Raw genomic sequence first — 23,171 nt, forward strand, 5'->3', positions numbered from 1 at the left:
GAGCTGTCGCTTTGCGCGTTTACCGCGCATGTATAGGGAGAACATGAGTAAATCTCGTGAAAGGGCTCAGACACACAGCATAGTCAGTGCTGTTTCGACGTCAGATGAGTTCTTTCACGCGCGCGGAGGTTGATCGGGAGTCGCGTAATTATGATGTCCAAGTGCGACGGCGGAACCAGGGCGCAACGAAATGAGTTCGATGGTCAGGCCGCTCAGCACAGGGCTACCAGTCGGTGCGAGTCCGGGTAAAACTTCGGCTGACCCATGGTGATGATGATGGACCGCCAAAAGGTCGGTGACAGGAGCCTGATCGTCGGCGACATGGCCCAGACAGTTCCCGTTGGCGTCTACGCACTTAGCTATCCACCCACCGTCGGGCAGTTGCTTATCGCCAGAAACCTGATGTTCAAGTACCTGCACACTTGCATGTGCGGCCGCAACGCCAGACATAGCTACAGACCCAATGCACAGCACTGCGACGAACGTTGTCAATAAGGAGCGGAGCGCTTGCACCTGTTGTCATCCTGTCAGCAAGGGGCTGAGGCTTGGGTGTATATCAAATTTTCCGACAACGAGGAAGGCGTTATCTAATAACAAACGGAAAGCGCCGTCAGGAATTTTCCCAAAGTCTAAATACCAATCAACATTTCATAGTAATAAGAAAACATTTACATTAAAAATATTCTATAAATTGAGACGTGAATTGATTTGTCGGGCTAAAAATCGATTACAACTTAGCTGGTATCCGAAATAGCGCGTTCCGATACACCAAAATGAGCGTGAAATAGAATCTCTATTATAGGCGTGACCACCTTTGATTTTTCGAACATGCCCCGGGTTTCATCGAGCTCAAATCCATCATACGACCTATTTGACACAGGCGGATATGATTTCCACCGCCTCATATGTCATTTTAGTCGCATGATGGATTGCGCCGATGGCCCCCCCGACCATTACCCGTCTGCGTATAGCTCAGATCGCATATTTCGCCTCCTCGCAAGATCCCAAGGAGCAACACGAAGCTATTATGTATAGCTCAGATCGCATGTTTTACCTCCTCGCAAGATCCCAAGGTTCTCGGGGGGCGCAGAACGATCTCACTTAGACTTTTGCGCCATAGTAATTACCGCGCGATTTCCAAGAGTTGGCAATCTGCGGGTTTCATCATCATCGCCAATCACCTGTGCGCCTAATGGTTGACGCGCTTTTCATCAATGATTAATATAACATCATTGATGGAGGGATCACATGGCTAGTATGACTATTCGAAATCTTGATGACGGACTTAAATCTCGCTTACGGATTCGAGCGGCAGAGCACAACCGATCTATGGAGGATGAGGCGCGTGACATTCTCCGCGTCGCGCTGTCGGTTTCCACGGCCAAGTCTCCTAGCCTCGCCAGTGCAGTTCGCGCGCGGTTAGCACTAGGAGAGGGAGTGGATTTGAACATTCCGCCCAGAGATGCCATTCGGCCGGCGCCTGATTTTCTATGATAATCTTGGACACAAATGTAATCTCGGAGCTACTGCGCCCGGCGCCATATCAAAGCGTAGTGACCTGGATCGATGCTCGTCCCAGAGACCAATTTTTCACTACTGCGGTCAGTGAGGCGGAGATCAGATATGGAATCGCTAGGCTTGAAGACGGGCGACGGCGACAGGCGCTGACAATAGCGATTGATGGCATATTTACTGAGGATTTTGCCGGGCGCATCTTAGCTTTCGATAGCGGAGCGGCGGTAACATATGCTTCAATTGTTAGCGCTAGAGAGCGGATTGGACGCCCCATAAGTCAGTTTGATGCTCAGATATCTGCTATAGCTCTAGCGCATGGAGCCACAATTGCCACTCGAAACGTAAAAGATTTCGAGTGCGTTGGAGTCGAAATAATCAATCCATGGGCGAACTAAAACCGTGCCGGCACATTCCGGCGCCGTGACAGCGCTGAACTCGCACTCCGCCGACCAGGCGCGGGCAGGACCAGTTCTCTTCGCATTGTGCTACTAATACCGCGGATATTGTCATCATCGACACCTGTCTCTTCGGCGATAGCCGGCCAAGTATCTACCGTTTCCTGAATATCGCGGATCATTTTCTCGGCGGCCGGCCGTTTCATGCCGCAGAATTCGCCGAATGCCAGTAGATCCTCGAGCTCAAAGGCATCACGCTTGCTGTTGAGGCTCATCTGGTGCGTGCTGGTCCAGTCGCCAGAAGCATTATAAGCGTAGCTGACGTCGAAGGCGGGTGACAATCGCCACTCCCCTTTTCGATTCATCAGAAAGGCGATGTTTTTCACATGGTCGTCCTGATTGCGGACCATGATGTTGAAGACTGCTCGCCGGAATTGCTGCTCGATGTCGTAGGTCGGAAGGTCGAGCATTCGAATGGTTTCAACAGCCTGTTCATAACTGTAAGCGCCGGCCGCATTGAAATTATAATGCCGTAACGCGGCGAGCGATTGCATGTGAATTTTCTGACCGGCCTCCGTTCGGTCAAATCGCCGCGTCATGAAATGCGCTCTGCCACCTTCATGGTGTAAACGACATTCAGTCATGTCGATCCCTGCGGCGCGCGCCAACAGATAGAAGCTATATTCGATACTGCCAAAGCCTTGGGGATCGGCAAGCTCCTTATCTCTGTTATTTCCAATGCCGTCGAACTTCATCAGCCAATAGCTGAAGCCTTCACCAGCCTTAATCTGGCCCGAACGGAATTCACCGGTTTGCCCGTTCCATGCCAGGACGGCCTTGGCGCGCGCGCCACCGGCTGACGTGCCGACGCGAACGATGTCTTGGAGCGTCTCGTGATCGTCTTCACCCGTGAGGACGCCAGCGAGACCCTCCCGGTTGTTGAGAACGATATTGGCCAGATTTACCAGTGCATCGACCTCGACGGCGCGTGAGCCCTTCCTGCCCGGCGAGATCGCCGGATGGAATTCGAGCGCGCCCATACCCCTGCTGCCGATATAACAGAGCCGCTCGACTGGATTGAAGCTCGTGGTAGCGCGGCCCTGCTGGGCCAGCCAGGCGTCGATCAGAGCTTTTCCGAACTTGTCGGGAAGCGAGTCTGCCAGCAAGCCGGGAAGACCTTTAAATGCTTCTTTTGGCAGGCTAGGGAATTCATATGGATCTGTTCCCAGTGGCATTGCCAGTGGTGTCAGTTGGATGCCACTCGCCACGAAGTTCGGATCATACTGGAAAACCCCAATTTGTCGATTTTCCAACCAACTGACAGCGCCTATATCCCTGCCCCATAGCCGCACATATGCGTCGGTCATTCGTCCTCATCCCCCCATGCCCATTGTGAAGCGGGTTGGGTTTCAGCTTGCCGAGGCCGCGCGCGTTGACGTTCCCGGCCCCGTAATTTTACGCGCTCGATAGGCCTCACCGCTGGATCGGGCAGCATACCGAGCAGGTTTGATTCCATATTCAGCGCCAAGAGAATGCGAATAAAAGAATCGAGCGAAGCGCCCTCGCCGGCTTCCAGTCTGGCAACCGTACGTGCGGACGTGCCGGTTTCCTTGGCAAGCTGTGCGCGGGTCAAGTTGCGGCTTAATCTGAGTTTGGATAAACGGTCGCCCAGTTGCGATTCCAAGTGGCTGACCGTCTTGATTAAAGCATCAGGATTAGTGGACATATGTGGCACATTAAATAGGATTAATGGCCTTAATGTGCCATATTTGGCCCATTATAAGCAAGAACGTATAATTGTTTATTGCGATCCGACTGAAAAAGTTTTGTATAAGATGCCAAATTTGGCACATTAATTCCCTTAATCTGGCTTAATATGCCAAATTTGGCACTTTATAGGTACTAATATATCGGGCGAGTCTAGGCACCCATGTTCCTATAATTTTATAATATCCGCTGAAATCATGCCATGCCTGAGGGGTGCCATTGTGTGATTGAGTGCGGGCAATACTGGGTAAGTTCATCCAGTATGACAAAGGCTTGGTGGAGCAGTTTTAAAATTGCGGGTCCGTTTTTTTAATTCTGCGGGCCACCTATTTTGAAAATCGCGGCATCCTTCACGATGTGAGCTGGAGTTTTTGGCAAAATGGACAGACCTCTATGACAGGCCGAGGCTATCTGCAAAAGTCCAAAGATCATAGCAAACCCTTCTCCCGAAGTCCGCTAGCAAAAGTCGCCAACGGCATTATCAGGGTAAGTGTATGGTTTTTAAGCGGTTCAGCGCCGTATTTTCCGTACCATGCTGCGGCGCGTTCGTTATTAGCGTCTATGATGAGCACCCGACCGCCAACTTGCTCTGAAATGCGTAGGCAGCGGAGTGCCGCAGCAGCCAGCAGTTGTCCGCCTAAACCTAATCCAGCAACAGAGGTATCCGTTGCTATCCGCGCCAGCTTGAAGCCAGACACCTCGTGTCTCGCTAGGCCTCTGACCAAATTCGTCGGAACCTCATCATGTGAAACTGCAGATGGGGTAATGGTGTAAAACCCGAGGATTTTCTCTGGCCTATCAGTTTTGATGGCACAAAAAGTTTTTGCCGCGTTATGGTCGTGACTCTGACGAGCAAAACGTTGCAGAAATTCGTTCATCTGATCGTCGCCACAATCAAATATTTTTCGGTCATGCGATTTCGATATTGGCTCTTCGTGCCAGAGCGGGAGGATCATAGCGTGGAGGGTAACGCCGCTATAACCGCCCGTAATTTTACATTTGGCTTCGGCGGGTTTTCAAGCAATTCAAGAACGCGAGTGAAGTCCCGCTTAGACAGGATTATGGCTTCGGCGGCCTCGATCACTGAGTCCGCTTCTTTTAGTGCCGTCTGCATGATGAAGTTGGTAAGATCCGTATTTTGGATCGCCGCGGCCCGGATCAGCTTAGCTTTTGCTTCCGGCGAAACCCTCAAATGCATTCGCTTATTGTCATCGACGGCCACGCTTGGCATCTGAAGCTCCATCCATAGAAATTCCAGTGCATTGTACACACATACAGTCAATTGTCAATGTGTGCGCCATGAATGCGTACGTCGCATAAAGCTTATGGGAAATGTGCGTTGCAAAAGACGCGTGAAAGGAAGCGTAATGAACTGACTATCACGTGTAAAGCTGCTTTAGCGATGGAGGTCGGCCCACCGGCATCGGCGTCCAGACGCAGGTGTCAAACCACCCCAAGCGGCTGTGGTCAAAAGCCATGGTCGTGAGCATTGGGGCTAAATGTGAGGGATAAACCGTGCTGGTATGTGTCAGAGAGACGAGCGAAAGCAAACCGTACGACTTTGCTTCAACAGCCCGAACACGTCCTCTGACCATCCTTCGATTGGAAGAAATAAGCCCATATCTTGAAAATAACGTCAAATCTGACATCACAAGGTGCCGCAACTGAAACCAATTGTTATCTCGCTATTTGAGAGCATCATCTATTTCAGCCGCTAATAAATCCTATGGAAATCGGGTTTATCAAGCGCAGATGCTGCTTAGAATGACGCTAAATTCTCCCATCATTAGCATTATGAAGCGTTAATATAATACCCCATCCGTAATTGAGGCCGGATATGACTTATCGACATGCCTTTATTAAATCGCCGCGTTCAGTTAAAGCTGTACACCCGGCCATTCGCGTGCCGTAGGAAATGGCGATGCGAAATGAAAACACTGGTTTCGACGACGCACCTGATGTCGTCCAGGAGGTGTTCGAAAAATATCGGGTCGGCGGGGTTTCCGACGTGCGGGCGCGGAACGCTATTGTGTCGTATGTCTGCGCTCTCGCGCCTGAAGATATGTTTTCTGAAGAACTGCTGAACCGCTTCGAAGTCTATGTCGATATCGCGCTTCAGGGCTTCAAGCGGGCGCAATGTAAAGCGATGCGCAAGGGCCTGTCGAGATCATCAACGCCCTGAGTCGAGGCGACGATGCGGCCATGTTAATTTTGGCCTGATTTTGAGCGCTTCACTTCACAGTATCCAGTAGACTACGGTTTATCGTGCCTGGATTGAAAATTGATTGAGGCTTCTTCTATTGCCATGAGCAGCGCCACGCACCCGCTGCTGGGGTCGATATCGCCAGCATTTATTCTGGCAATGATATCTGCCACCTGGTCAGCTGTCGATTTGGGTTGATCAGGCATTTCGGCAATCCGCTGGAGGGTTCGTCACTCTAAATTGAGGAACGTTAAAAATCACCGCTTACTTGTGGGGCGCACCGCACCTCATGTCACCCCGTCAAATTATTGCGTTTGATCATGACGGGACAGGTTAGCTTAGTGAAAGCGGACAATCCCTCGATAAAATTGTCGCTCATTCCATATAATCCTCTGGTCATGTGGATTTGAAGCCAGCTTTTTGGTAAGCAGGGCGAAGGTGCAATATGAATCTGGTTGAGCGTAACAACATCAAGGTGACGGGTAACAGTAGGGCTGCGGCCACGCTGCTCTTTGCACATGGGTTCGGCTGTGACCAGAATATGTGGCGATATGTGGCCCCATCGTTTGCCTCCCGTTTTAAAATCGTTCTCTTCGACCACGTAGGCGCCGGTGAATCCGATCTGAAATGCTTTGTGCCATCGAAGTATGCGTCGCTAGATGGGTATGCAGATGATGTCCTTGAGATCATCGATGATCTGAAATTGACGAATGTAATTTTCGTTGGCCACTCGGTCAGTTCGATGATTGGTGTGATCGCTGCCAACAAGGCACCTGGCGCGATCCAGTCTCTCGTCCTAGTTGGTCCCTCCCCTTCCTATATCGACGATGGGGATTACACAGGGGGGTTCACCCGGCCCCAGATCGAAGAATTGCTTCAGTCTTTGGACAGTAATCACATGGGTTGGTCGATGACCATGGCCCCCGTCATTATGGCCAATCCGGAGCGAGAAGAACTGGCGAAGGAGCTGACCGCCAGCTTCTGCCGAACTGATCCGGAAATGGCAAAGGCTTTCGCGACAACGACCTTTCTCAGTGACAGCCGAACGGCCCTACCACTGGTAACGGTGCCAACTTTAATTCTGCAATGTTCAGATGACGTTATCGCGCCGGAGGAAGTTGGTCGTTATATTCATGCGCAGATCCCTCACAGCAAGCTTATAGTCATGGAAGCAACCGGTCACTGCCCAAATCTCAGCGCGCCGGAGGAGACCATCGCCGCGATTGAATCGTTCGTCTAAATGGCGTCCGATCATTCTTACTCGAATTGGCATAATTTTCAGGATAGCTATGAAAGCTTTTTTGAAAACTCGCCCTGTGGCTTCGTGACTGCCGAAGGCCGAGCAAAAATTGTCAAATGTAATGCGCGCTTTGCGGGATGGCTCGGCTATGAGGCCGGTGAGCTGGTCGGCAAGCGCTTTTCCGATTTGATGACCGTGTCGGGCAAGGTGTTCTATGAAACCCACCTGGCGCCCCTCCTCCGTATGCAGGGATATTTCGAAGAAGCGGCACTGGAGTTGGTGTCCAAGACCGGCGAGCGGGTGCACTTCCTGATAAATGCGGCCGAAGAACGCGACGACGCCGGAAAGCCGCTTTTCGTGAGACTGGCCCTGTTCCGCGCAACGGATCGCCGGCTCCTGGAACAGAATCTGCAAATGGCGAAGCTGGCTGCTGAAAGCAGCCTTGCCGCAGAGCGCGACGCCTCCGTTTTTCGTGAGCAATTTATCGCTGTCCTCGGTCACGACCTGCGCAATCCACTGGGAGCTATTTCATCGGGAAGTCAGTTGCTGGCCAGGTCAACGCTCGACACGCGTCAGCAATCGATCGTCACCATGATGCAGACCAGCGCGGCTCGCATGGCAGAGCTGATCGAAAACGTCATGGACTTCGCCCGAACGCGCCTCGGCGGCGGATTGGGTATTGAGCGGCGTCCGGATGATTTGGGGCCAAGGCTGGTTCATACTGTCGACGAACTACGCTCGGCTTTTCCGGATCGGGATATTCGTACGGCGATCGACTTGCCTTCACCGATCAATTGTGACGCAGCGCGCCTGACGCAACTCCTGTCAAATCTTGTTGCCAACGCCGTTTCACACGGCTCTAAGGATCAGGCTATCCATGTCTCAGCGCAGGTCTTTGACGGGGCATTTGAGCTTGCGGTTGCAAATGGAGGCCGGCCCATCCCGGCGGAATTGCTCGCTGTGCTGTTCCAACCCTTCACACGGGAACAAGCGCGGCCCAGCCAGAATGGGCTCGGCTTAGGGCTTTATATCGCTGCCGAAATCGCCAGAGGGCATGGTGGCGAACTGAGCGTCACCTCGACCGACACGGAGACACGATTTGCTTTTCGAATGCCTTTGTGACTGTGTCCAAAGGGTGATGCGATATCCCGTTCTGGTCGGTGCTAGTGACTTACGCCTCTTTTGTTGTTTAGGCAGAGTAGCGTCCTGAAACCCGATACCAAAATGCCCTAAGCATGTGGAAAAGGAATCCTCATGCCCCGTAAAATCCTGATCACTGGCGCCAGCATCGCTGGCAATTGTGCGGCCTGGTGGCTTGCCGAATATGGCTTTGACGTAGTGGTTGTCGAAAAGGCGCCGTTGTTTCGTAGCGGCGGGCAAAACGTCGATGTGCGGGGCGCGGGGCACGAAGTCATCCGTCGCATGGGTCTGGAGAACGAGGTGAAGGCCCGCAATACCGGTGAACGGGGTTCCGTCTGGGTCGACGAAGATAATCAGGTGATCGCTGAGTTCGACGCAGAGGATCTGGGCGACGACGGGCCGACGGCGGAGCTTGAAATCCTCAGAGGCGACCTCGCCTCTCTGCTATACGAGCCTGCGCGTTCGCGCGCCACCTTTCGATTCGGCGATTATATCACCGGCATCACTCAAACATCGGATGCCATAACGGTCACCTTTGCAGAGTCTGAACCCGAGACATTTGACATTGTCATCGTCGCCGAAGGCGTTGGGTCGTCGACGCGGGAGCTTGTCTTTCCCGGCGAGAACCACCCTCGATGGATGGACATCACCATGGCGTATTACACCATGCCGAAGGGTGAGACCGATACAGACATGGGTCGCTGGTATAACGCCACGGGCGGTCGGGGAATTCTATTACGTCCTGGCCCGGACGGTCAGACACACGCCTTCTTGACGGCTCAGGCCAAGCCGAAAGGCGAAGAGAGCTTAGGCGTCAACGAACAAAAAGCATGGATGTACGAGCGCTTCCGTGACGCGGAGTGGGAAGCCTCCCGGGCCCTCGAAGGCATGATGATCGCCGAAGATTTTTACTTCGACGTTCTTCGTCAAGTTAAGATGGAGCGGTGGGCGAACGGTCGGGTGGTGCTGCTAGGGGACGCCGCCTGGTGCGCCACGCCGTTGGCCGGTATTGGAACCACACTGGCCCTGACGGGTGCCTACGTGCTGGCGGGCGAGTTGTCGCGGTCAGAAAGTCCGACTGCGGCATTCGCAGCCTATGATGCCCTAATGCGGCCTTTTGTTGAGCAGGGCCAAGGCGTGCCTAAGTTCGCCCCGAAGCTCCTGAATCCTCGTTCGCGTCTTGGTCTCGCCACACTGCGTGGCGTAATGCGCGTATTGGGCCTGCCGGGCATCCGTGAAGCGGCATCTGCGCTGCTGACCGGCAAAACGAAAGACATCGATCTGCCTAATTACAGGGCGACGAGCACCTCATGATATGGTGGCAACCTCTCGTCTGATCTCAAACAGAACGACAAAGGGCTGCCCATAGGGCGGCCCCCCATTGTCGACGGCATGTGGTCAGCTCACGCGAGCTGGCCCCCACGCTGGCAGATCTTTGGTCCGGCGCCCCGCCGCACCGCGTGCGTCTGTGCTCCGACCTCCGGGATCTGCACAGATTCGAGCCAATCGAACCACTTGTCAGGATGGGGAACGATAGCGTCCTAACCAAAACTGTTTCGATCCACGTCCAGCGACCTTGTCGGCATTATTTTATGAGCAGACTTAGTTTCTTTCGCAAATCGGAAGGGACAAAGGGCTTTGAGATGAAATCATTCATTCCTGCCTGGATGCATTCATCGCGCGTTGCTGACATGGCGTGCGCCGTTACACCTATTATCGGCGTTGGCAAATGGTTATTACCCTGTTCGACGGCCCTGATCTCGCGCGTTGCCGTATATCCGTCCATGACAGGCATTTGGACGTCCATCAGAATAGCTGCATAGGTTCTCGCCTTAACACTCTCAACAGCGATCGCGCCATTGCGGGCTACGTCAACCTCGTAGCCAAACCCCTCCAGCAAGGTTGCGGCCACCAGTATATTGGGCTCGTAGTCCTCTACTAGCAAGACGTATCCCTTCGTTTCCGGGACTTCTTCAGCCTTTACCGATACCCCATCCTTCTCTGTCCCTGGGCTCACCGCGAGGGTAAGCGGCAGGTGCACGGTAAATCGCGTGCCGACGCCAACATCGCTGTCCACTGTAATGGTACCGTGCATCAGTTCAGCCAAGGTCTTGCTGATGGCCAGACCCAGCCCCGTACCACCGAACTTGCGGCTGATCGTGTTATCCGCCTGAGTAAACTTGTCGAAGATCCTCGTGAGCTGACCCGGTTCAATACCGCTGCCCGTATCGCTTACACTGATAGAGACGAATTCATGGCCATCCTGTTCGCCCGGTATCGTCGAGACATCGATGCTAACATTGCCCTGTTCTGTGAACTTGACGGCGTTTCCACATAGATTGGTCAAAATCTGCCGAATTCGGGTGGGATCTCCCTGAAACCATTTTCCCTGGATATGATCCAGGCCTAACCGAACCTCGAGACCCTTTTCATGGGCGCGCGGCGTTAACATCTCCGCCGTTTCGGTTAGCAACAGATCCAGTCTGAACGCAATCGCTTCGATCTCGATGCCACTGGCTTCGATTTTGGCGATGTCGAGCAAATCGTTGATCAGCATCAGCAGGCTTTCGCCGCTCCCGTTTAGGGTCGAAATATATTTCTGCTGCTGCGGCGTTAACGGGCTGCTTCTCGCGAGGATGTGCGACAAGCCGAGAATGGCGTTCATCGGGGTTCGGATCTCGTGGCTCATATTGGCCAGAAACTCGCTTTTTGCGTTATTGGCGGCAATGGCCTTCTCTACAGCCGCCGTCAACGCTACTTCACTTTCGGCCCGCTCAAGAAGATAGGCGCGCATGCGATACTGACGTCGACGGTCTCGCAGCGCCGCCCGCACGGTGCTTAGAAAATTATCGAGATGGACCGGTCGCTTGATCAGCGTCATGTGGCCCACCTGGGTGAGTCGATTAAGCAGCGCCATCTGATCAGCATCCGGGCGCGTCAGCACTATGACGGGCAGGTCTGACCACTCCGGCTGGTTACTAAGCGTCGCCTGCAGCCTGCCAGATTTATCGCCGATCACCGCTTCCTGACTGATGACCAGACAGGCCGCGCCGACTTTCAGCTCGTTGCATACCTCGTTGAGGCCGGGACAGATTTCCACAGCGATATTTTCTTTAAGCAAAAGCGCCTTGGTCATCGCGCTGTCGCGCGACGTCGGAGCCAGCACGAGCACGCGTTTCTCGAATTCGCTACTCATCGCGCACGATCAGGAGATCACCCGGCCCCTGAAATACGGGGGTGCCGGTCAGAACGCCTTGGAAATCTGTCAGAGGTTTTCCAATGGATATCCCCTCTCCGCCCAACGAAAACTCACGGATAGTGCGCTCGTGCTGACCATTTCGCTTTTTCAGCACAGAGACCAGTTGACGGACCTCCCCCTTGGCCTCGAAGTAACGGAACAGGATTACTGTATCCGCCAGATAGCTGGTATCGATACTGGTTTTCATCGCCTGACCCAAAAGTCCGTGTTGCGCCACGACTAAAAAGGTGACAACGCCAAGATGGCCCAGATAGGTTAGGAGTTCATGGAGCTGCGCAGTAAGAAAGCGTTCTTCCGGCATGGCATTCAGATAGCCGTTAAGGCTATCAATGACCACGACCCTGACCGAACCCTGCCCATTGCCTTCCACCGCCTGTCGAACCCGGTGAGCGAATTCACCGGGTGAAAGTTCGGCGGGATCTATGGCGCGCACATCTATCAGACCTGAGTCGATAAACTCCCGTAAGGGCATGTTCAAACCGTCCGCGCGCTCCAGCATCGTCTCCTTACGCTCGTCAAAGGTGAACAGGACGCTGGCCTCACCTCGCCGGGCCGCTTCAACTGCGTACTGAATCGATAAGGACGACTTGCCGACTCCCGCCGGTCCCAGCAGCAGCACGCTTGTCCCGGACCTCAGGCCACCGCCGAGCATAGCGTCCATTGAGGCTACACCACTTTTAACAAGTGCGCCTTCACGCGGAAAGGCATGCTCGTTGGCCACTATTCTCGGAAATACCGTCAGACCACCCTTAACAATCGTGAAGTCGTGGTAGCCCCCGCGATATTTCTGCCCCCTCAACTTCGTTATTCTTAGCCGGCGGCGCTCGGCGCCATATTCGGGCGACAACTGTTCGAGGCTGATTACTCCGTGCGCAATACTTTCTAACTGAAGCGCATCTTCGCCAGCCGAAGTCTTGTCGTCGAGAAACAAGACCGTACAGGCCCGTCCGGAAAAATATTGCTTCAGAGCAAGCACCTGCCGACGGAAACGCAGGGCATTTTGAGCGAGAAGTTTGATTTCGGATAGCGAGTCGATGATTACCCGGCGCGGCTTCAGACGATCAACAATATCCAGAATTTCCTTTGTCGTTATATTCAGTTCGACTTCAGACGGCTGGAACATGGTGTACTGATGTTCCGGATCCAGATCTCTTTCCTCGGGCAGAAGTTCAAAAATTTCCACACCCTCGAGGTTCATGCCATGCGAGTGCGCCACGGCCGCGAGTTCGTCCCTCGTCTCAGACAGGGTGACATAGAGAACCTTCTCCCCGTTCCTGACGCCTTCCAAAAGAAATTGCAGGGACAAGGTGGTTTTGCCGGAACCCGGTGTTCCATGGACCAGGTAAACCCTGTCAGGCGGCAAACCGCCACCCAAGACGGTGTCGAGTTCAACCATGCCCGTTTTAATCAGGTGGGCTTCCCTTCTCAAATCCGACATTTTTTCAAGCCAATAGTTGATCCGGTCGTAGCCAACCCATACCCCTGCCCAGTTTACAGAGCTCAATGAGGATTATTTGGCCGTGCCAAATAAGACTTCAATGAATACAAATTTCCTATAGTGATCTGCGGCCGACAGTATTTCTGGGTTGGGGACTTGCCAAGCGATCGCTATGCCATGTAGGGAAGACGGCCCATCGCACCATCTTAACCGGTTGGAAAGATTTTGACCCCTAAAATTGCATAACAAAGGTTTGCAGTGTGGGGTAGCTCCATGGTCGCTTTCGAAAATACACCGCGTGTCCCGGGCAGAATTCCAGCTTCACAAATGAAGAGTCCGTCCGGGGTTAATTCCCCCCCCACAAAGTCGTTCGCCCTGAGCATCAGTCTGCCCTACAGCCGAGCACAGCTGGCTTGCGCCCTGTTGGAAGAGCAGATTGACGTTTTCTACAGCCCAACGCGTCAGGTGGATACAGGCATCGTCTGCGGCTTTCGTGCCATGCCTCATTGGGCCTCCGCTGACCACGGCCTCGTTCCTTATACGGAACTCATCAGGGCCATGGCAGGTGAGGCCTTTGGACCATCCTTGTTTTGCACCGTCTTGCTCCAGGTATTTCGCCAGTTGGCCCACTCCGGCGACAAGGTCATTCGCGTGTCGCTCGAAGAGTCAATGTTGCCGGTGGCACCCGTTTTTAGATTATTAAGTGCCTTGCTTCTCGAAAGCTGGATAGCGCCGGAACGCCTGGAAATGGAATTCCGCGGCCCTATGGCGGTTGAAACGCGCGCCATGAGTGAAGAAATGAGGCGAGCCGGGATAAGAGTTGGTCGTCTGGTTTCCGCATCAGGGGGAAATTTTGAGGGTGACTTTGAAATGAGTGACTTTGATAGCTTTACATTCTGGGCGCCGGAACTGACAGGCAGCCGCTGGACGATAGAGCATGACCGGTGGCTGGGTCGCATGCAGGATCACGGAAAGGTGACCCTGCTCGCCGACGCGGACGGTCCCCGCCAGATCGAATTTGCCCGGCTCAAAGGTTTTGATCTAATCGAAGGGGCCGCGACAGGTCCCTTGAGCCCCGAAGGAGAACTTCGAGAAATTATGTCGTAGTGGACACCCTCCACTTATTTCACCAACACAGCAATGCCCTCAGGCGACCTTGTGAGAATACGATGTTATCAGCACCAGCAATCCACCATTCCCAACATACTGGCAGCCCCAATGCTGTAGATATCCATGTGGGCGCCTGCGTTCGCGCACGGCGTAAGGCCCTTGGTTTTAGCCAGGAATATCTGGCCGAGCAAATAGGCCTGACATTCCAGCAAATACAGAAATATGAGAAAGGCACAAACCGCATAAGCGCGTCGAAACTATTCGATATCGCCACAGCGCTGAAGGTTCCGATCGTTTATTTTTTTGAGGGCTGCGGGCAGTCCCAAGGTGTTTATGCGGATTTCTCTCCCAGTGAGACATCGATCCAAAAATTCCTGAAGTCCCCCGAAGGGCTTACGCTCGCCAAATTTTTTCCTGAAATCAGATCTGCGAGTCAACGTCGACGACTGGTCGCCCTAGTGCGTACCCTAGCTGACGGGGTTTAAAGCGAAACCCCGTCAGCCAGCTCCCCGTCCTGCGACACTGGTTTCGGGTGTTTTCGTCTCACAGTCGATACAGGCTTTGCGCATCATGCTAAGCCGATACGGGTCGTCGAATCCGGTTGCTACGCGACCTTGACGAACCTAAGGGGCAGGATCTGACGTCGTCTTGGCAGCATCGCACGCAGCGACAACACCAGTCCGGCAGGCTCGCTCGAAAGCATCTTTGGCGTAGCGTCGCTGATCCGGGGATGGCCCGCCTAGTTCCCCTTTCATGAGCATGGTCGCGTACTCAAAACAGCTTTGCCCGAAGCGTGTGTTACAATCCTGCAAATAAAGATCACGTGCTCTCTCGGGATTGGCCGCAATATTGCCTTCGCCATGACGCAGGATTTTTGCCAGCAGAGCGCACGCTGACAGGCCATTATCACGACACGCGCGATTTAGATGATCCACGATGACGGGCATCTCGACGACCCCGACCTGACCGGCATACATCATGCTCGCCACACCGTAACATCCGTCACGGTCCCCGGCATCACAGGCGCGTTGATAGAGCGTGAAAGCTTCAGGAGTCGACATGGCGCCGCCCTCGCCGCGCAAAATCATTTCGGCATAGCGCGCACAGCCTTTCGAGGGGTCAAGGGCGCAGGCCTGTTTCAACCCCGCGCGCCCCAGACTAATGTCTTTGGGCCATTGCGTTCCGTCCAAGCTCCAGCGAGCAATGAGGTCACAGGCGTCATAATAACCCCTTTCGAAGCAGGACGTCTTCATCAGGGCAATCATTCCCGGTACGTCTCGCGCTTCAGCGCGGGCAAACGCTGCGTGGAATTCATCATACCCCGTGGGTCCAGGGCGTCTTGCCATCTGACACATGTCACTGACACCCATGGTGCACGCTTTCGTCGACATCTCTTTTGAGCCGCCGAAATCGACGGGGCCACCTTGCCCGGTTGTCATCATAACTGCCAGGTTCCGACATCCCCCTCCATCGCCGGCATTACAGGCCGTGCGATAGGCGGTGCGCGCTTCGCTGTACCGACCCAGTTTATGATACATGTTCGCCACATCGGTGCAGGCGGAAGGCAGCCCCCCCTCACAGGCATAGGTTTCGTACCGCAGCCCTTCGCCTATATTGGGTTTTACGCTATCATAGCCCACAAAAAATGCACCACCCAGCTTGGCGCAAGCTGATGGCGACCCAGCCCCTTCACGGCAGGCATTCTTCCAATGCCCGATCGCCAGGCTGGTAGACGTCGCTTGGTCGCCGATCCGTTCTTCGCCGTCACTGGCCAAACCTGGTCCGGCGGAAAATGTCAGCCATAGAACCAGCCAGAGGCCGAATCTGCACAAGATGGACATGGTGGCGGGCTTCCCGGATTTAAAAGTCTTGACAGGTGACTGGACCGCACTCACACGACGTGCGCATCGAGAGATATCATATGTAGCGTGCGACAAGCCTTACAAATACTGCAACTTTGTTCGGCCCAAGCGCCACGATGCGTCCTCATCCCTCCAGCAGCAAAGGCCGACGTAGAACGGATTCAAGCTTCAGAAGAAGAGCGTCGGGGGTGAAGGGTTTTGGCAGTTGTGCATCCGCGCCCAGCTTCTCGGTCGCACGCAATACGTCACATTCAGAAACCCTCGCCTGAAGTCCCGCTGACATGGCAATAACGGGCACGGCGGGCCACGTCGTCTTAATGTGCCTCATGCCCTGAAGTCCGCCCATACCGGGCATGAAAACATCGCACAAGACGGCATCCACATGCGCAATATTGACGTCCTTGAACGCCTGCTCCATTGTTTCGGCTTCGTGGACGCAATAGCCCGAAAATTCGAGAAGGCCTTTTATATAGGTCCGCAGCGTCCGGGAATCTTCGACGACCAAAACAGATTTTCGCCGTTCGACTGAGGCGGCCGTCTGGAAAGCCTGGCTGAAAATATGGCTGATATCGCCTTCGGTAAACGGTTTCCTCAAAACGAAGTCGGCTCGCGCCAGACGGGCGCGCTCCAGCGTATCGCTTATTGCTTCTCGTGAGGATCCGGCGGTCATCAGGACAATGGGCGCGTTACCCGTGCGTTTGCGATAGGCCGGTATATGGTCAATGGCATTATAGGGACCGACAAACACGTCAAGAAAGACGGCTTGCACCTGGTAAACCGACAACGCGTCGTGGCCCTCTCGCAGGGTGAGAAAATGAAGGTAATTCCATCCCGGCTGCCCTGAAATCATCTTGCCGATAAGTGTCGCCTGGACGGAGCTATCCTCAATAATCAGAGCAGTTTTAGTCATGACGTTAATCGGAATCTTCCGGCTGTATTTTCTGAACGTTAAGGTGCCACGGGATCATTAATAAAAAGGTGGGCGCTTTAGCGGCGTCTCACCACGCCTATTGGAATAGGGTTGAGAGACCGATCAGCTCGATATCACGAGCTTTGATGACATAGATCGGAATATCCTTCACATAGCCATGCAGACGGCCCTTGTCCGCGACGCGATCTGCAAATTCGGTCCAGGTGAACAGGCCTTCAACAATGTGGATGAGTTCGCCCGCGAGATAAACGCCTCCGCGGGCGCCCGCCATAAGCGCGGCGTCTGATGTCGCGTCTGCAAGGAAGGTCTGGCACAGTCTAACGGCAGCCAGTGCGGTTGGATCACCCTGCCGTGCCAGCAAAGCAATGGCAAATGGCGTCGTCGGGCTAATATCGTCTGGATTAATGTCCGAAAGACAATTGTGAATATCGACGAGGCCGGTCAAGGAGACGGCCCGTTCGCGGGACACATGTCCGTATTTCCGCTCCAGATGCCGATAGATTTTTAGTTCCAGTTCATTGCGCACTGGTAAATCGGAGTGGCCACCCTCGCACGGCAGGATGAGGGTTTCACCGAGATGATCTGGGACCATCCCGGCCGTCCCCAAGCCGCGCCCTGTGCCGATCAAAACACTGATCTGGTCCGGATCACCGACACCACCACAAACCTTTTCAAGATCGGCATTTTTCAGGCGTCGAACGGCCATGGCCTTGGCCACGCAGTCATTCACAATATGAAGTCGCTGCACGCCGACTAAATCGCGCAGGTAATCCCGCGTCAGTAGATAACCATGATTGGGCATGGTCAACCCCCCATCAATCTCCCATCCACCCGCTGACAGGGCGGTCGCCACGATAGCGGGGTCCCCGTGACCGGTCATAAATTCGGTCACACTTTGCCTAAACTGGTGCAATGATCGACAGGGATAATAGCTCGCCTCATCGTGTCGTTGGCCCTGTTCGACCAGAGCCAGTTTCAGATGTGCGCTATTGGACACATCGGCCAAAAGTACGAGCCCCATATCAGCCTCCCAAGGCGAAAATTTTTATTAAGTATTTCACCACAATTATGGGACAAGTATTGAGATTGCGTTATGATGTGAGCAACTCGGCCACCTTTCATTAGGGGTTCATCCTGGAGGGATAATTCCGCACGGCGAATACCAGGAACGATTACCGACGTCTGGGCGGAATAGCAGGACGACCTCATAACGCCTGCACGGTCGGTGACGGCTCGTCGATCATACCAAAGCGCGTGACGCCGAAAGCTCCGATCCATCTGGCACACAGTCGCTACAGCTTAGGCGTCTACCCGAAGCGCACTGATGTAACGGCTAGAGGTCAGATTCTGTGCAATATCAGAATCATTGATTGCAGCTATTATATGCCTGGCCGGACTATCTATGACCCTACTGGGCATAGTGTGGCTAAGATCGAATCATCCGGCCCACACGCATACCCACGTGACAATGGAAATAAGGCATGGTTATCCTCAGGCTAGGCAGGTGCCGACTCAATATGGGTCGCTACGGTATCAATATCTTTATCGCCGCGTCCGGACAGATTGAGAACGATGATGCCACCACAACCCACCTCTTTGGCCAGATCACCGACCTTTGCAATCGCATGGGAAGATTCAAGGGCCGGGATGATACCCTCTAGCCTGCAGGTCAGCCTGAAAGCGTCCAGTGCCTCTTTATCGGTACAGGTAAGATACTGCGCCCTGCCTGTATCGAACAGGTGCGAATGCTCCGGGCCGATGCCCGGGTAATCCAGCCCAGCGGAAATGGAATGTCCTTCAAGAATTTGCCCGTCTTCATTCTGAAGCAGGTAGGTCCGGTTGCCGTGAAGTACCCCGGGGCGTCCGCCGTTCAGCGATGCGGCATGTCCGTTATAGACGTCGAGACCATGGCCTGAGGCTTCGACGCCGATCAGTCGAACCGTTTCGTCGTCGATGAACGGATGAAACATGCCGATGGCATTGGACCCACCTCCGACGCAGGCGATAACTGCGTCTGGAAGGCAGCCTTCACATTCTAAGATCTGCTCGCGCGTTTCCTTACCGATCACGGCCTGAAAATCTCGCACCATTTCCGGATAGGGGTGCATCCCCGCGGACGTTCCGATCATGTAATAGGTATCGTGAACATTGGTCACCCAGTCGCGCAGCGCCTCGTTAAGGGCGTCTTTCAAGGTCCCGGCACCACCGGTCACCGGCAGGACTTCTGCCCCCATAAGCTTCATGCGAAAAACATTTTGCGCTTGGCGCTCAACGTCTTTCGCACCCATGTAAACGACGAGCGGCAGGTTGAATTTAGCGCAAACGGTTGCTGAGGCAACGCCGTGCTGACCGGCCCCGGTTTCAGCAATAATCCGCGTCCGGCCCATGCGCCTTGCCAGCAAAATCTGACCGATACAATTATTGATCTTATGTGCGCCGGTATGGTTGAGTTCCTCACGCTTGAAATAGATTTTCGCCCCACCATAGTGCTTGGTTAGTCGCTCCGCAAAATAAAGGGGCGATGGGCGTCCGACAAATGAGGTGAGTAAGCTGTGATATTGCACCCAAAATTCTGATGACCGTTTGGCGTCTTCCCACGCCGTGGTCAGTTCCAGGACCAGCGGCATCAGCGTTTCGGGCACATATCGTCCGCCGAACTGACCGAACCGTCCCTCACTATCGGGTTGGTTATAGCTGTTTCTGAGCAGGTTCAAAGCGAAGGTTCCCTTACCAATTCTCGTGGGCATATACCCCAGCGCTTGTACGCTGTCGGTGATCGAATGGATGATAATCTGGTACCTATCACCGGTCAGGTGCTGAGCGTCGATGGCGGCCTGTCGCGCATATGACCAAAGACCGAAGGATAAAGGGATGTCAGCGGACCTGCCTTAAAACGTTCGTATATCCGGTCGCGGTACGGCGGGTCTGCCTGGAGAACCTGAGAGCCTGCGACGGGCCGCTGGGAGGACTGCGGAATCCCGCCGGACATATGGAAGCCAGGTCCCTTAGTCGTCGCCTGAGGGGGCGAGATTGTTTCAGAAGGCTGGGTATCAAACGTGGCCCGTAGCCTCCCTTCGCAGTCTGGCATAATGCCGGAACAGCTTTAAGTTCACCGATGTCCCATGCCCCGTCACGGGCGGGCTTCTGAGACCACGGAATCAGAAGGGGGCGTAAGGGGAGACGGGCGGGAGGCCTTCACCGCTTCAGCTATCTTGGCCTTCAGAACATCCGGGTCGAAGGGCTTGGCAATATAGTCGTCCATACCGGCATCAAAGCATTGCGCCTTGTCGGTCAGCAGGGCGTGCGCCGTCATGGCGATGATTGGGCAGCGTTCGCGATTTTGTTGCAATTCGAACGCGCGGATGTGGCGTGTCGTTTCCCGCCCGTCCATGCCGGGCATCTGAATGTCCATCAGTATAAGATGATAACGGCAGCCCTCAGTGATTTTGGCCAGAGCAGTCTCGCCCGATTCCGCCACCTCGTAGTCATAACCAAATTCACTGAGGAAGTGCGTGGCGACCAATATATTGGCGGCATTGTCTTCTACGATCAAGACGCGTGCGCCTTGCGTCAGAAGGTCGGGGGCGTCGGTCACGCCGTCGTCTTCCACCGGTCCACCCAGCCGCTCGAGGGGCAAGCGTACCGAGAAAGTCGATCCCACTCCAATTTCGCTTTGGGCGGTTATTTGCCCACCCATGGCATGGGTCAGGGATTTAGCAATAGCCAGACCGAGGCCTGTGCCACCATGGCGTCGGTTAAGGCGAGAATCACCCTGTTCAAATTTTCCAAAGATGGCGTCCAGTTTTTCAGGTGCGATGCCGACGCCGGTATCGCTGATGAAGAATCTTAATTCTTCAATCTGCGGATCAGTTGTCGGCTGGCAGTCGATCCCGACCGTGATCGTCCCGGTTTCCGTAAATTTGACGGCATTAGCGCACAGGTTCAGCAGAATCTGCCCGATGCGGCCCTTGTCACCGACAAACAGACGTTCGGTGATACAATTACACCGGTTTTGCTGTTGCAATTCCAGTCCCTTCGACGAGGCCTGTATCTCGAGCGTTTTCAGAACATCGGAAACAATACCTCTAGCATCGAAGGGCGTCCGTTCCAGATCGAGCGCGCCGGCTTCGATCTTGCTCAGATCCAGCAGGTCATTGATCAGATCCAGAAGTGAGCTGGCACTTTGCGTCAAAACACTGACGACCTTGAGATGCTTCTCTTCCGGCAATGGTCCCCGCCCGAGAATATGAGCGGCGCCGATGACGGCATTGATTGGCGTGCGGATTTCATGGCTCATATTAGCCAGGAAATCACTCTTGGCGCGATTAGCCGATTCTGCGCGCTCCTTTAATGCGTGCAATTCGTTTTCTCGGTTCTGCTGATCGGTGATGTCACGGTGGATGCCGACCGCACGGTAGGCTTTTCCGGTCGTGTCCCGCAAGGCTACCCCTCGCGAGAGAATGGTTTTCCAAGCGCCCGACCTATGCTGCATTCGGAAAGTGGCACTATAGGTCGCCGTAAGTCCGGCCAGGTGATCATCGAAGGATTTCGATACATTTGCCTGGTCGGCCGGATCAATCAGGGCCAGCCAGTCATCCGCATCACGCGGTGTATCTCCTTCCGAATAGCCCAGTATTTCCTTGTAACGATCCGACACCTTGAGTTCGCGCGTGTCCAGATCGAAATCCCACACACCTTCCGAGGTGGCCGTCATCGCCATATCATAGCGTTGAATCGCGCTTTCACGTTCCAGCTGGTAAGTCTTGTGCTGACTGATGTCGACAGCGCAGGCATAGCAAAGGGCGTCTTCCGTGTCGTAGCGGTACCGCCACGACAACCATCGATAACCCCCGTCCCGCGTCCGATACCGGTTTTCGAAGGCATTCACCTGTTCGCCCCGCAGCATATTCTCCAGAGAAGATACCGCTGCCGGAATATCATCCGGGTGCAGAAAATCGAGGACAGGCCGACCGCATATCTGATCCGACGTCCAGCCCAATACACGCTCACAGGCGTTATTGACCTGCATGACTTCACCATGGACGTCCGTTATCATCAATATATCAGTCGCTATTTCCGAGAAATGGGCATGGCGGGCATCAGTCGTAGTTGACTCATGGACATCCATGCACGTGGTGACAAAACCGGTAAAGGCACCGCTGCCGTCGTAACGCGGCGTCCCTTGATGCAATATCCAGCGATAAGCACCCGATTGATGCCTCAGTCGGTAACGGACTTCAAAGGGAACCTGATGATCAAACCCATGATTGAAGACCCGTTCGAGTTCCAAACGATCGTTCGGATGGACACCGTCTACCGCGTCGCGTTCACAAACCTCTGCCAGCGACAGACCTTTGAAACGTGTCCAGGCTGCGTTGGCCCATACCACCCTCCGATCACAATCTGTAATCCGGATAAGTGCCGGCAAGGTATCGGCGATCTCTTCGAACGTGCCGACGGAACCTGATACGGTCTTCAATGGATGTCTCCCCGCAACAAATGAGCAATGTGATCACGAAGGACCATGGGCATGCTACGAATAAAAATGTCGTTCGGTTTCCCACGCATGGCTCGGAAAGACTGCGATTATTCGCCGCACTTCGCGTAACGGGGGTGATTCTCGGCGCGGTCGCGACTGACTAGAGTCTCATGAAGTCAAAACTCTCCATTTACCCCAATTCTGGGCGTAAAAACTTAACATCTTGGAAACTGGTGTGCGTTTAAGGTGCGGCTGGGCCAAGCAAGGCCCGCCCACTTCCAACCGCATTGAGTATGGCCCTGGCGTAGGCGGAATGAGTACATGGCGTCGCTAAAGCGTATTTGCTTTCTGGTCGTTGACGACAACCATCACATGGTGTCGATCGTCAAAACCATATTGCGGGGGTTTGGCGCCGAACGCGTGTTTGAGGCGCGGGATGCGGTCGAAGCCTTCGATCTCCTCAGAAGTAACCCTATAGATATCGTCATCGTCGACTACATGATGCCCGTGCTCGATGGCATCGAATTTGTCCGTCTGGTCCGGACGTCCTCCGATAGCACCAGCCTGCACATCCCCATCATTATGCTGACGGCACACTCGGAACGGTCACGCGTGGTTTCTGCGCGTGACGCCGGAATTACCGAGTTCTGCGCTAAACCCGTCACCGCCAATGAACTTTTTCGCAAAATCAGAGAGGTCGTCAATTCTCCCCGTGCCTTTATCAAGACCCAGAACTATTTCGGTCCCGACCGCCGCCGGAGATCTGAAGAATTCGTCGGCGAGGATCGCCGACTACAAAGCATCAAAACAGCAATAACACAGTAAATGGAGA

Annotated in this window: 20 protein-coding genes; 8 read left to right on the plus strand and 12 right to left on the minus strand. The window is 54.2% G+C overall.

What is annotated here, in order from left to right; translation table 11 throughout:
- Positions 1-1,490 precede the first annotated feature (1,490 nt).
- A complete protein-coding gene (locus tag AEYBE204_RS41070; protein ID WP_023462153.1) occupies positions 1,491-1,910 on the plus strand; it encodes a type II toxin-antitoxin system VapC family toxin in 420 nt (139 codons plus the stop codon).
- On the opposite strand, the gene AEYBE204_RS29770 is transcribed toward AEYBE204_RS41070, so the two are convergent.
- From AEYBE204_RS29770 to AEYBE204_RS29780, 4 genes are all read right to left on the minus strand, one after another.
- Positions 1,907-3,277 (minus strand): type II toxin-antitoxin system HipA family toxin, encoded by a 1,371-nt coding sequence (locus AEYBE204_RS29770; RefSeq protein WP_023462154.1) that lies wholly within the window; start codon positions 3,275-3,277, stop codon positions 1,907-1,909. The two genes, AEYBE204_RS41070 and AEYBE204_RS29770, sit on opposite strands and share 4 nt — an antisense overlap.
- Complete coding sequence (locus AEYBE204_RS29775) at positions 3,274-3,636, minus strand: helix-turn-helix domain-containing protein (RefSeq protein ID WP_023462155.1); 363 nt, start codon at positions 3,634-3,636, stop codon at positions 3,274-3,276. Before AEYBE204_RS29775 ends, AEYBE204_RS29770 begins: the two co-directional genes overlap by 4 nt.
- Positions 3,637-4,105: 469 nt before the next feature.
- Positions 4,106-4,555: a GNAT family N-acetyltransferase gene (locus AEYBE204_RS0120215; RefSeq protein WP_235068144.1), complete on the minus strand. Its 450-nt coding sequence runs from the start codon at positions 4,553-4,555 to the stop codon at positions 4,106-4,108.
- A 74-nt stretch (positions 4,556-4,629) separates the two neighbouring features.
- The gene (locus AEYBE204_RS29780; RefSeq protein WP_031230427.1) at positions 4,630-4,908 is read right to left on the minus strand and encodes a DUF1778 domain-containing protein; all 279 of its coding nucleotides are present in this window, start codon (positions 4,906-4,908) and stop codon (positions 4,630-4,632) included.
- 690 nt (positions 4,909-5,598) lie between these two features.
- On the opposite strand from AEYBE204_RS29780, the gene AEYBE204_RS29785 reads away from it, so the two are divergent.
- Positions 5,599-5,859 carry a hypothetical protein gene (locus AEYBE204_RS29785; RefSeq protein WP_023462157.1) on the plus strand — a complete coding sequence of 87 codons (261 nt, stop codon included), beginning with the start codon at positions 5,599-5,601 and terminating at the stop codon, positions 5,857-5,859.
- Between the two features lie 71 nt (positions 5,860-5,930).
- On the opposite strand, the gene AEYBE204_RS40310 is transcribed toward AEYBE204_RS29785, so the two are convergent.
- A complete protein-coding gene (locus AEYBE204_RS40310) occupies positions 5,931-6,086 on the minus strand; it encodes a hypothetical protein (protein WP_155908339.1) in 156 nt (51 codons plus the stop codon).
- Positions 6,087-6,325: 239 nt separating this feature from the next.
- Between AEYBE204_RS40310 and AEYBE204_RS29790 the strand changes: the two genes are divergently transcribed.
- The 3 genes from AEYBE204_RS29790 (at position 6,326) to AEYBE204_RS29800 (ending at position 9,574) form a co-directional block, all read left to right on the plus strand.
- Positions 6,326-7,120: an alpha/beta fold hydrolase gene (locus AEYBE204_RS29790; protein ID WP_023462158.1), complete on the plus strand. Its 795-nt coding sequence runs from the start codon at positions 6,326-6,328 to the stop codon at positions 7,118-7,120.
- Complete coding sequence (locus AEYBE204_RS29795; RefSeq protein WP_023462159.1) at positions 7,121-8,242, plus strand: PAS domain-containing sensor histidine kinase; 1,122 nt, start codon at positions 7,121-7,123, stop codon at positions 8,240-8,242.
- Between the two features lie 132 nt (positions 8,243-8,374).
- The gene (locus AEYBE204_RS29800; protein ID WP_023462160.1) at positions 8,375-9,574 is read left to right on the plus strand and encodes an FAD-dependent monooxygenase; all 1,200 of its coding nucleotides are present in this window, start codon (positions 8,375-8,377) and stop codon (positions 9,572-9,574) included.
- Positions 9,575-9,845: 271 nt separating this feature from the next.
- Here the strand turns inward: AEYBE204_RS29800 and AEYBE204_RS0120220 are convergent, their stop codons facing one another.
- Together AEYBE204_RS0120220 and AEYBE204_RS29805 are read right to left on the minus strand one after the other, a co-directional pair.
- On the minus strand, positions 9,846-11,456 hold the full coding sequence (locus AEYBE204_RS0120220; protein WP_023462161.1) for an ATP-binding protein: 1,611 nt from the start codon (positions 11,454-11,456) through the stop codon (positions 9,846-9,848).
- Entirely contained in the window at positions 11,449-13,023 is a 1,575-nt protein-coding gene (locus tag AEYBE204_RS29805) for an ATPase domain-containing protein (RefSeq protein WP_235068147.1), read from the minus strand. The genes AEYBE204_RS0120220 and AEYBE204_RS29805 overlap by 8 nt, the downstream gene beginning before the upstream one ends.
- A 207-nt stretch (positions 13,024-13,230) precedes the next feature.
- Here AEYBE204_RS29805 and AEYBE204_RS29810 point away from each other — a divergent pair, with 207 nt between their 5' ends.
- Positions 13,231-14,064 carry an EAL domain-containing protein gene (locus AEYBE204_RS29810; RefSeq protein ID WP_081724638.1) on the plus strand — a complete coding sequence of 278 codons (834 nt, stop codon included), beginning with the start codon at positions 13,231-13,233 and terminating at the stop codon, positions 14,062-14,064.
- A 62-nt stretch (positions 14,065-14,126) separates the two neighbouring features.
- Positions 14,127-14,552 carry a helix-turn-helix domain-containing protein gene (locus AEYBE204_RS29815; protein WP_035441943.1) on the plus strand — a complete coding sequence of 142 codons (426 nt, stop codon included), beginning with the start codon at positions 14,127-14,129 and terminating at the stop codon, positions 14,550-14,552.
- A gap of 138 nt (positions 14,553-14,690) precedes the next feature.
- Here AEYBE204_RS29815 and AEYBE204_RS29820 read toward each other — a convergent pair whose 3' ends face one another.
- The 5 genes from AEYBE204_RS29820 to AEYBE204_RS0120225 form a co-directional block, all read right to left on the minus strand.
- Positions 14,691-15,908 carry a tetratricopeptide repeat protein gene (locus AEYBE204_RS29820; protein WP_023462165.1) on the minus strand — a complete coding sequence of 406 codons (1,218 nt, stop codon included), beginning with the start codon at positions 15,906-15,908 and terminating at the stop codon, positions 14,691-14,693.
- 145 nt (positions 15,909-16,053) lie between these two features.
- The gene (locus AEYBE204_RS29825) at positions 16,054-16,839 is read right to left on the minus strand and encodes a response regulator (RefSeq protein ID WP_023462166.1); all 786 of its coding nucleotides are present in this window, start codon (positions 16,837-16,839) and stop codon (positions 16,054-16,056) included.
- Between the two features lie 97 nt (positions 16,840-16,936).
- Positions 16,937-17,881 (minus strand): glucokinase, encoded by a 945-nt coding sequence (locus AEYBE204_RS39935; RefSeq protein ID WP_023462167.1) that lies wholly within the window; start codon positions 17,879-17,881, stop codon positions 16,937-16,939.
- A 475-nt stretch (positions 17,882-18,356) separates the two neighbouring features.
- Positions 18,357-19,574, minus strand: a complete 1,218-nt coding sequence (gene trpB, locus AEYBE204_RS29835; RefSeq protein WP_023462168.1) for a tryptophan synthase subunit beta — start codon at positions 19,572-19,574, stop codon at positions 18,357-18,359.
- A 416-nt stretch (positions 19,575-19,990) separates the two neighbouring features.
- Positions 19,991-22,339 (minus strand): PAS domain-containing protein, encoded by a 2,349-nt coding sequence (locus tag AEYBE204_RS0120225; RefSeq protein WP_081724639.1) that lies wholly within the window; start codon positions 22,337-22,339, stop codon positions 19,991-19,993.
- A gap of 321 nt (positions 22,340-22,660) precedes the next feature.
- Between AEYBE204_RS0120225 and AEYBE204_RS29845 the strand changes: the two genes are divergently transcribed.
- Positions 22,661-23,164 (plus strand): response regulator, encoded by a 504-nt coding sequence (locus AEYBE204_RS29845; protein WP_023462171.1) that lies wholly within the window; start codon positions 22,661-22,663, stop codon positions 23,162-23,164.
- Positions 23,165-23,171 lie beyond the last annotated feature (7 nt).

This window comes from Asticcacaulis sp. YBE204 (assembly GCF_000495855.1).
Taxonomy (GTDB): Bacteria; Pseudomonadota; Alphaproteobacteria; order Caulobacterales; family Caulobacteraceae; genus Asticcacaulis.

Coding starts and splice junctions, on each gene's coding strand:
- AEYBE204_RS41070 (WP_023462153.1), top strand. CDS start 1,491: ATGATAATCTTGGACACAAATGTAATCTCGGAGCTACTGCGCCCGGCG.
- AEYBE204_RS29770 (WP_023462154.1), bottom strand. CDS start 3,277: ATGACCGACGCATATGTGCGGCTATGGGGCAGGGATATAGGCGCTGTC.
- AEYBE204_RS29775 (WP_023462155.1), bottom strand. CDS start 3,636: ATGTCCACTAATCCTGATGCTTTAATCAAGACGGTCAGCCACTTGGAA.
- AEYBE204_RS0120215 (WP_235068144.1), bottom strand. CDS start 4,555: ATGAACGAATTTCTGCAACGTTTTGCTCGTCAGAGTCACGACCATAAC.
- AEYBE204_RS29780 (WP_031230427.1), bottom strand. CDS start 4,908: ATGCCAAGCGTGGCCGTCGATGACAATAAGCGAATGCATTTGAGGGTT.
- AEYBE204_RS29785 (WP_023462157.1), top strand. CDS start 5,599: ATGCGAAATGAAAACACTGGTTTCGACGACGCACCTGATGTCGTCCAG.
- AEYBE204_RS40310 (WP_155908339.1), bottom strand. CDS start 6,086: ATGCCTGATCAACCCAAATCGACAGCTGACCAGGTGGCAGATATCATT.
- AEYBE204_RS29790 (WP_023462158.1), top strand. CDS start 6,326: ATGAATCTGGTTGAGCGTAACAACATCAAGGTGACGGGTAACAGTAGG.
- AEYBE204_RS29795 (WP_023462159.1), top strand. CDS start 7,121: ATGGCGTCCGATCATTCTTACTCGAATTGGCATAATTTTCAGGATAGC.
- AEYBE204_RS29800 (WP_023462160.1), top strand. CDS start 8,375: ATGCCCCGTAAAATCCTGATCACTGGCGCCAGCATCGCTGGCAATTGT.
- AEYBE204_RS0120220 (WP_023462161.1), bottom strand. CDS start 11,456: ATGAGTAGCGAATTCGAGAAACGCGTGCTCGTGCTGGCTCCGACGTCG.
- AEYBE204_RS29810 (WP_081724638.1), top strand. CDS start 13,231: ATGGTCGCTTTCGAAAATACACCGCGTGTCCCGGGCAGAATTCCAGCT.
- AEYBE204_RS29815 (WP_035441943.1), top strand. CDS start 14,127: ATGTTATCAGCACCAGCAATCCACCATTCCCAACATACTGGCAGCCCC.
- AEYBE204_RS29820 (WP_023462165.1), bottom strand. CDS start 15,908: ATGTCCATCTTGTGCAGATTCGGCCTCTGGCTGGTTCTATGGCTGACA.
- AEYBE204_RS29825 (WP_023462166.1), bottom strand. CDS start 16,839: ATGACTAAAACTGCTCTGATTATTGAGGATAGCTCCGTCCAGGCGACA.
- AEYBE204_RS39935 (WP_023462167.1), bottom strand. CDS start 17,881: ATGGGGCTCGTACTTTTGGCCGATGTGTCCAATAGCGCACATCTGAAA.
- AEYBE204_RS29845 (WP_023462171.1), top strand. CDS start 22,661: ATGGCGTCGCTAAAGCGTATTTGCTTTCTGGTCGTTGACGACAACCAT.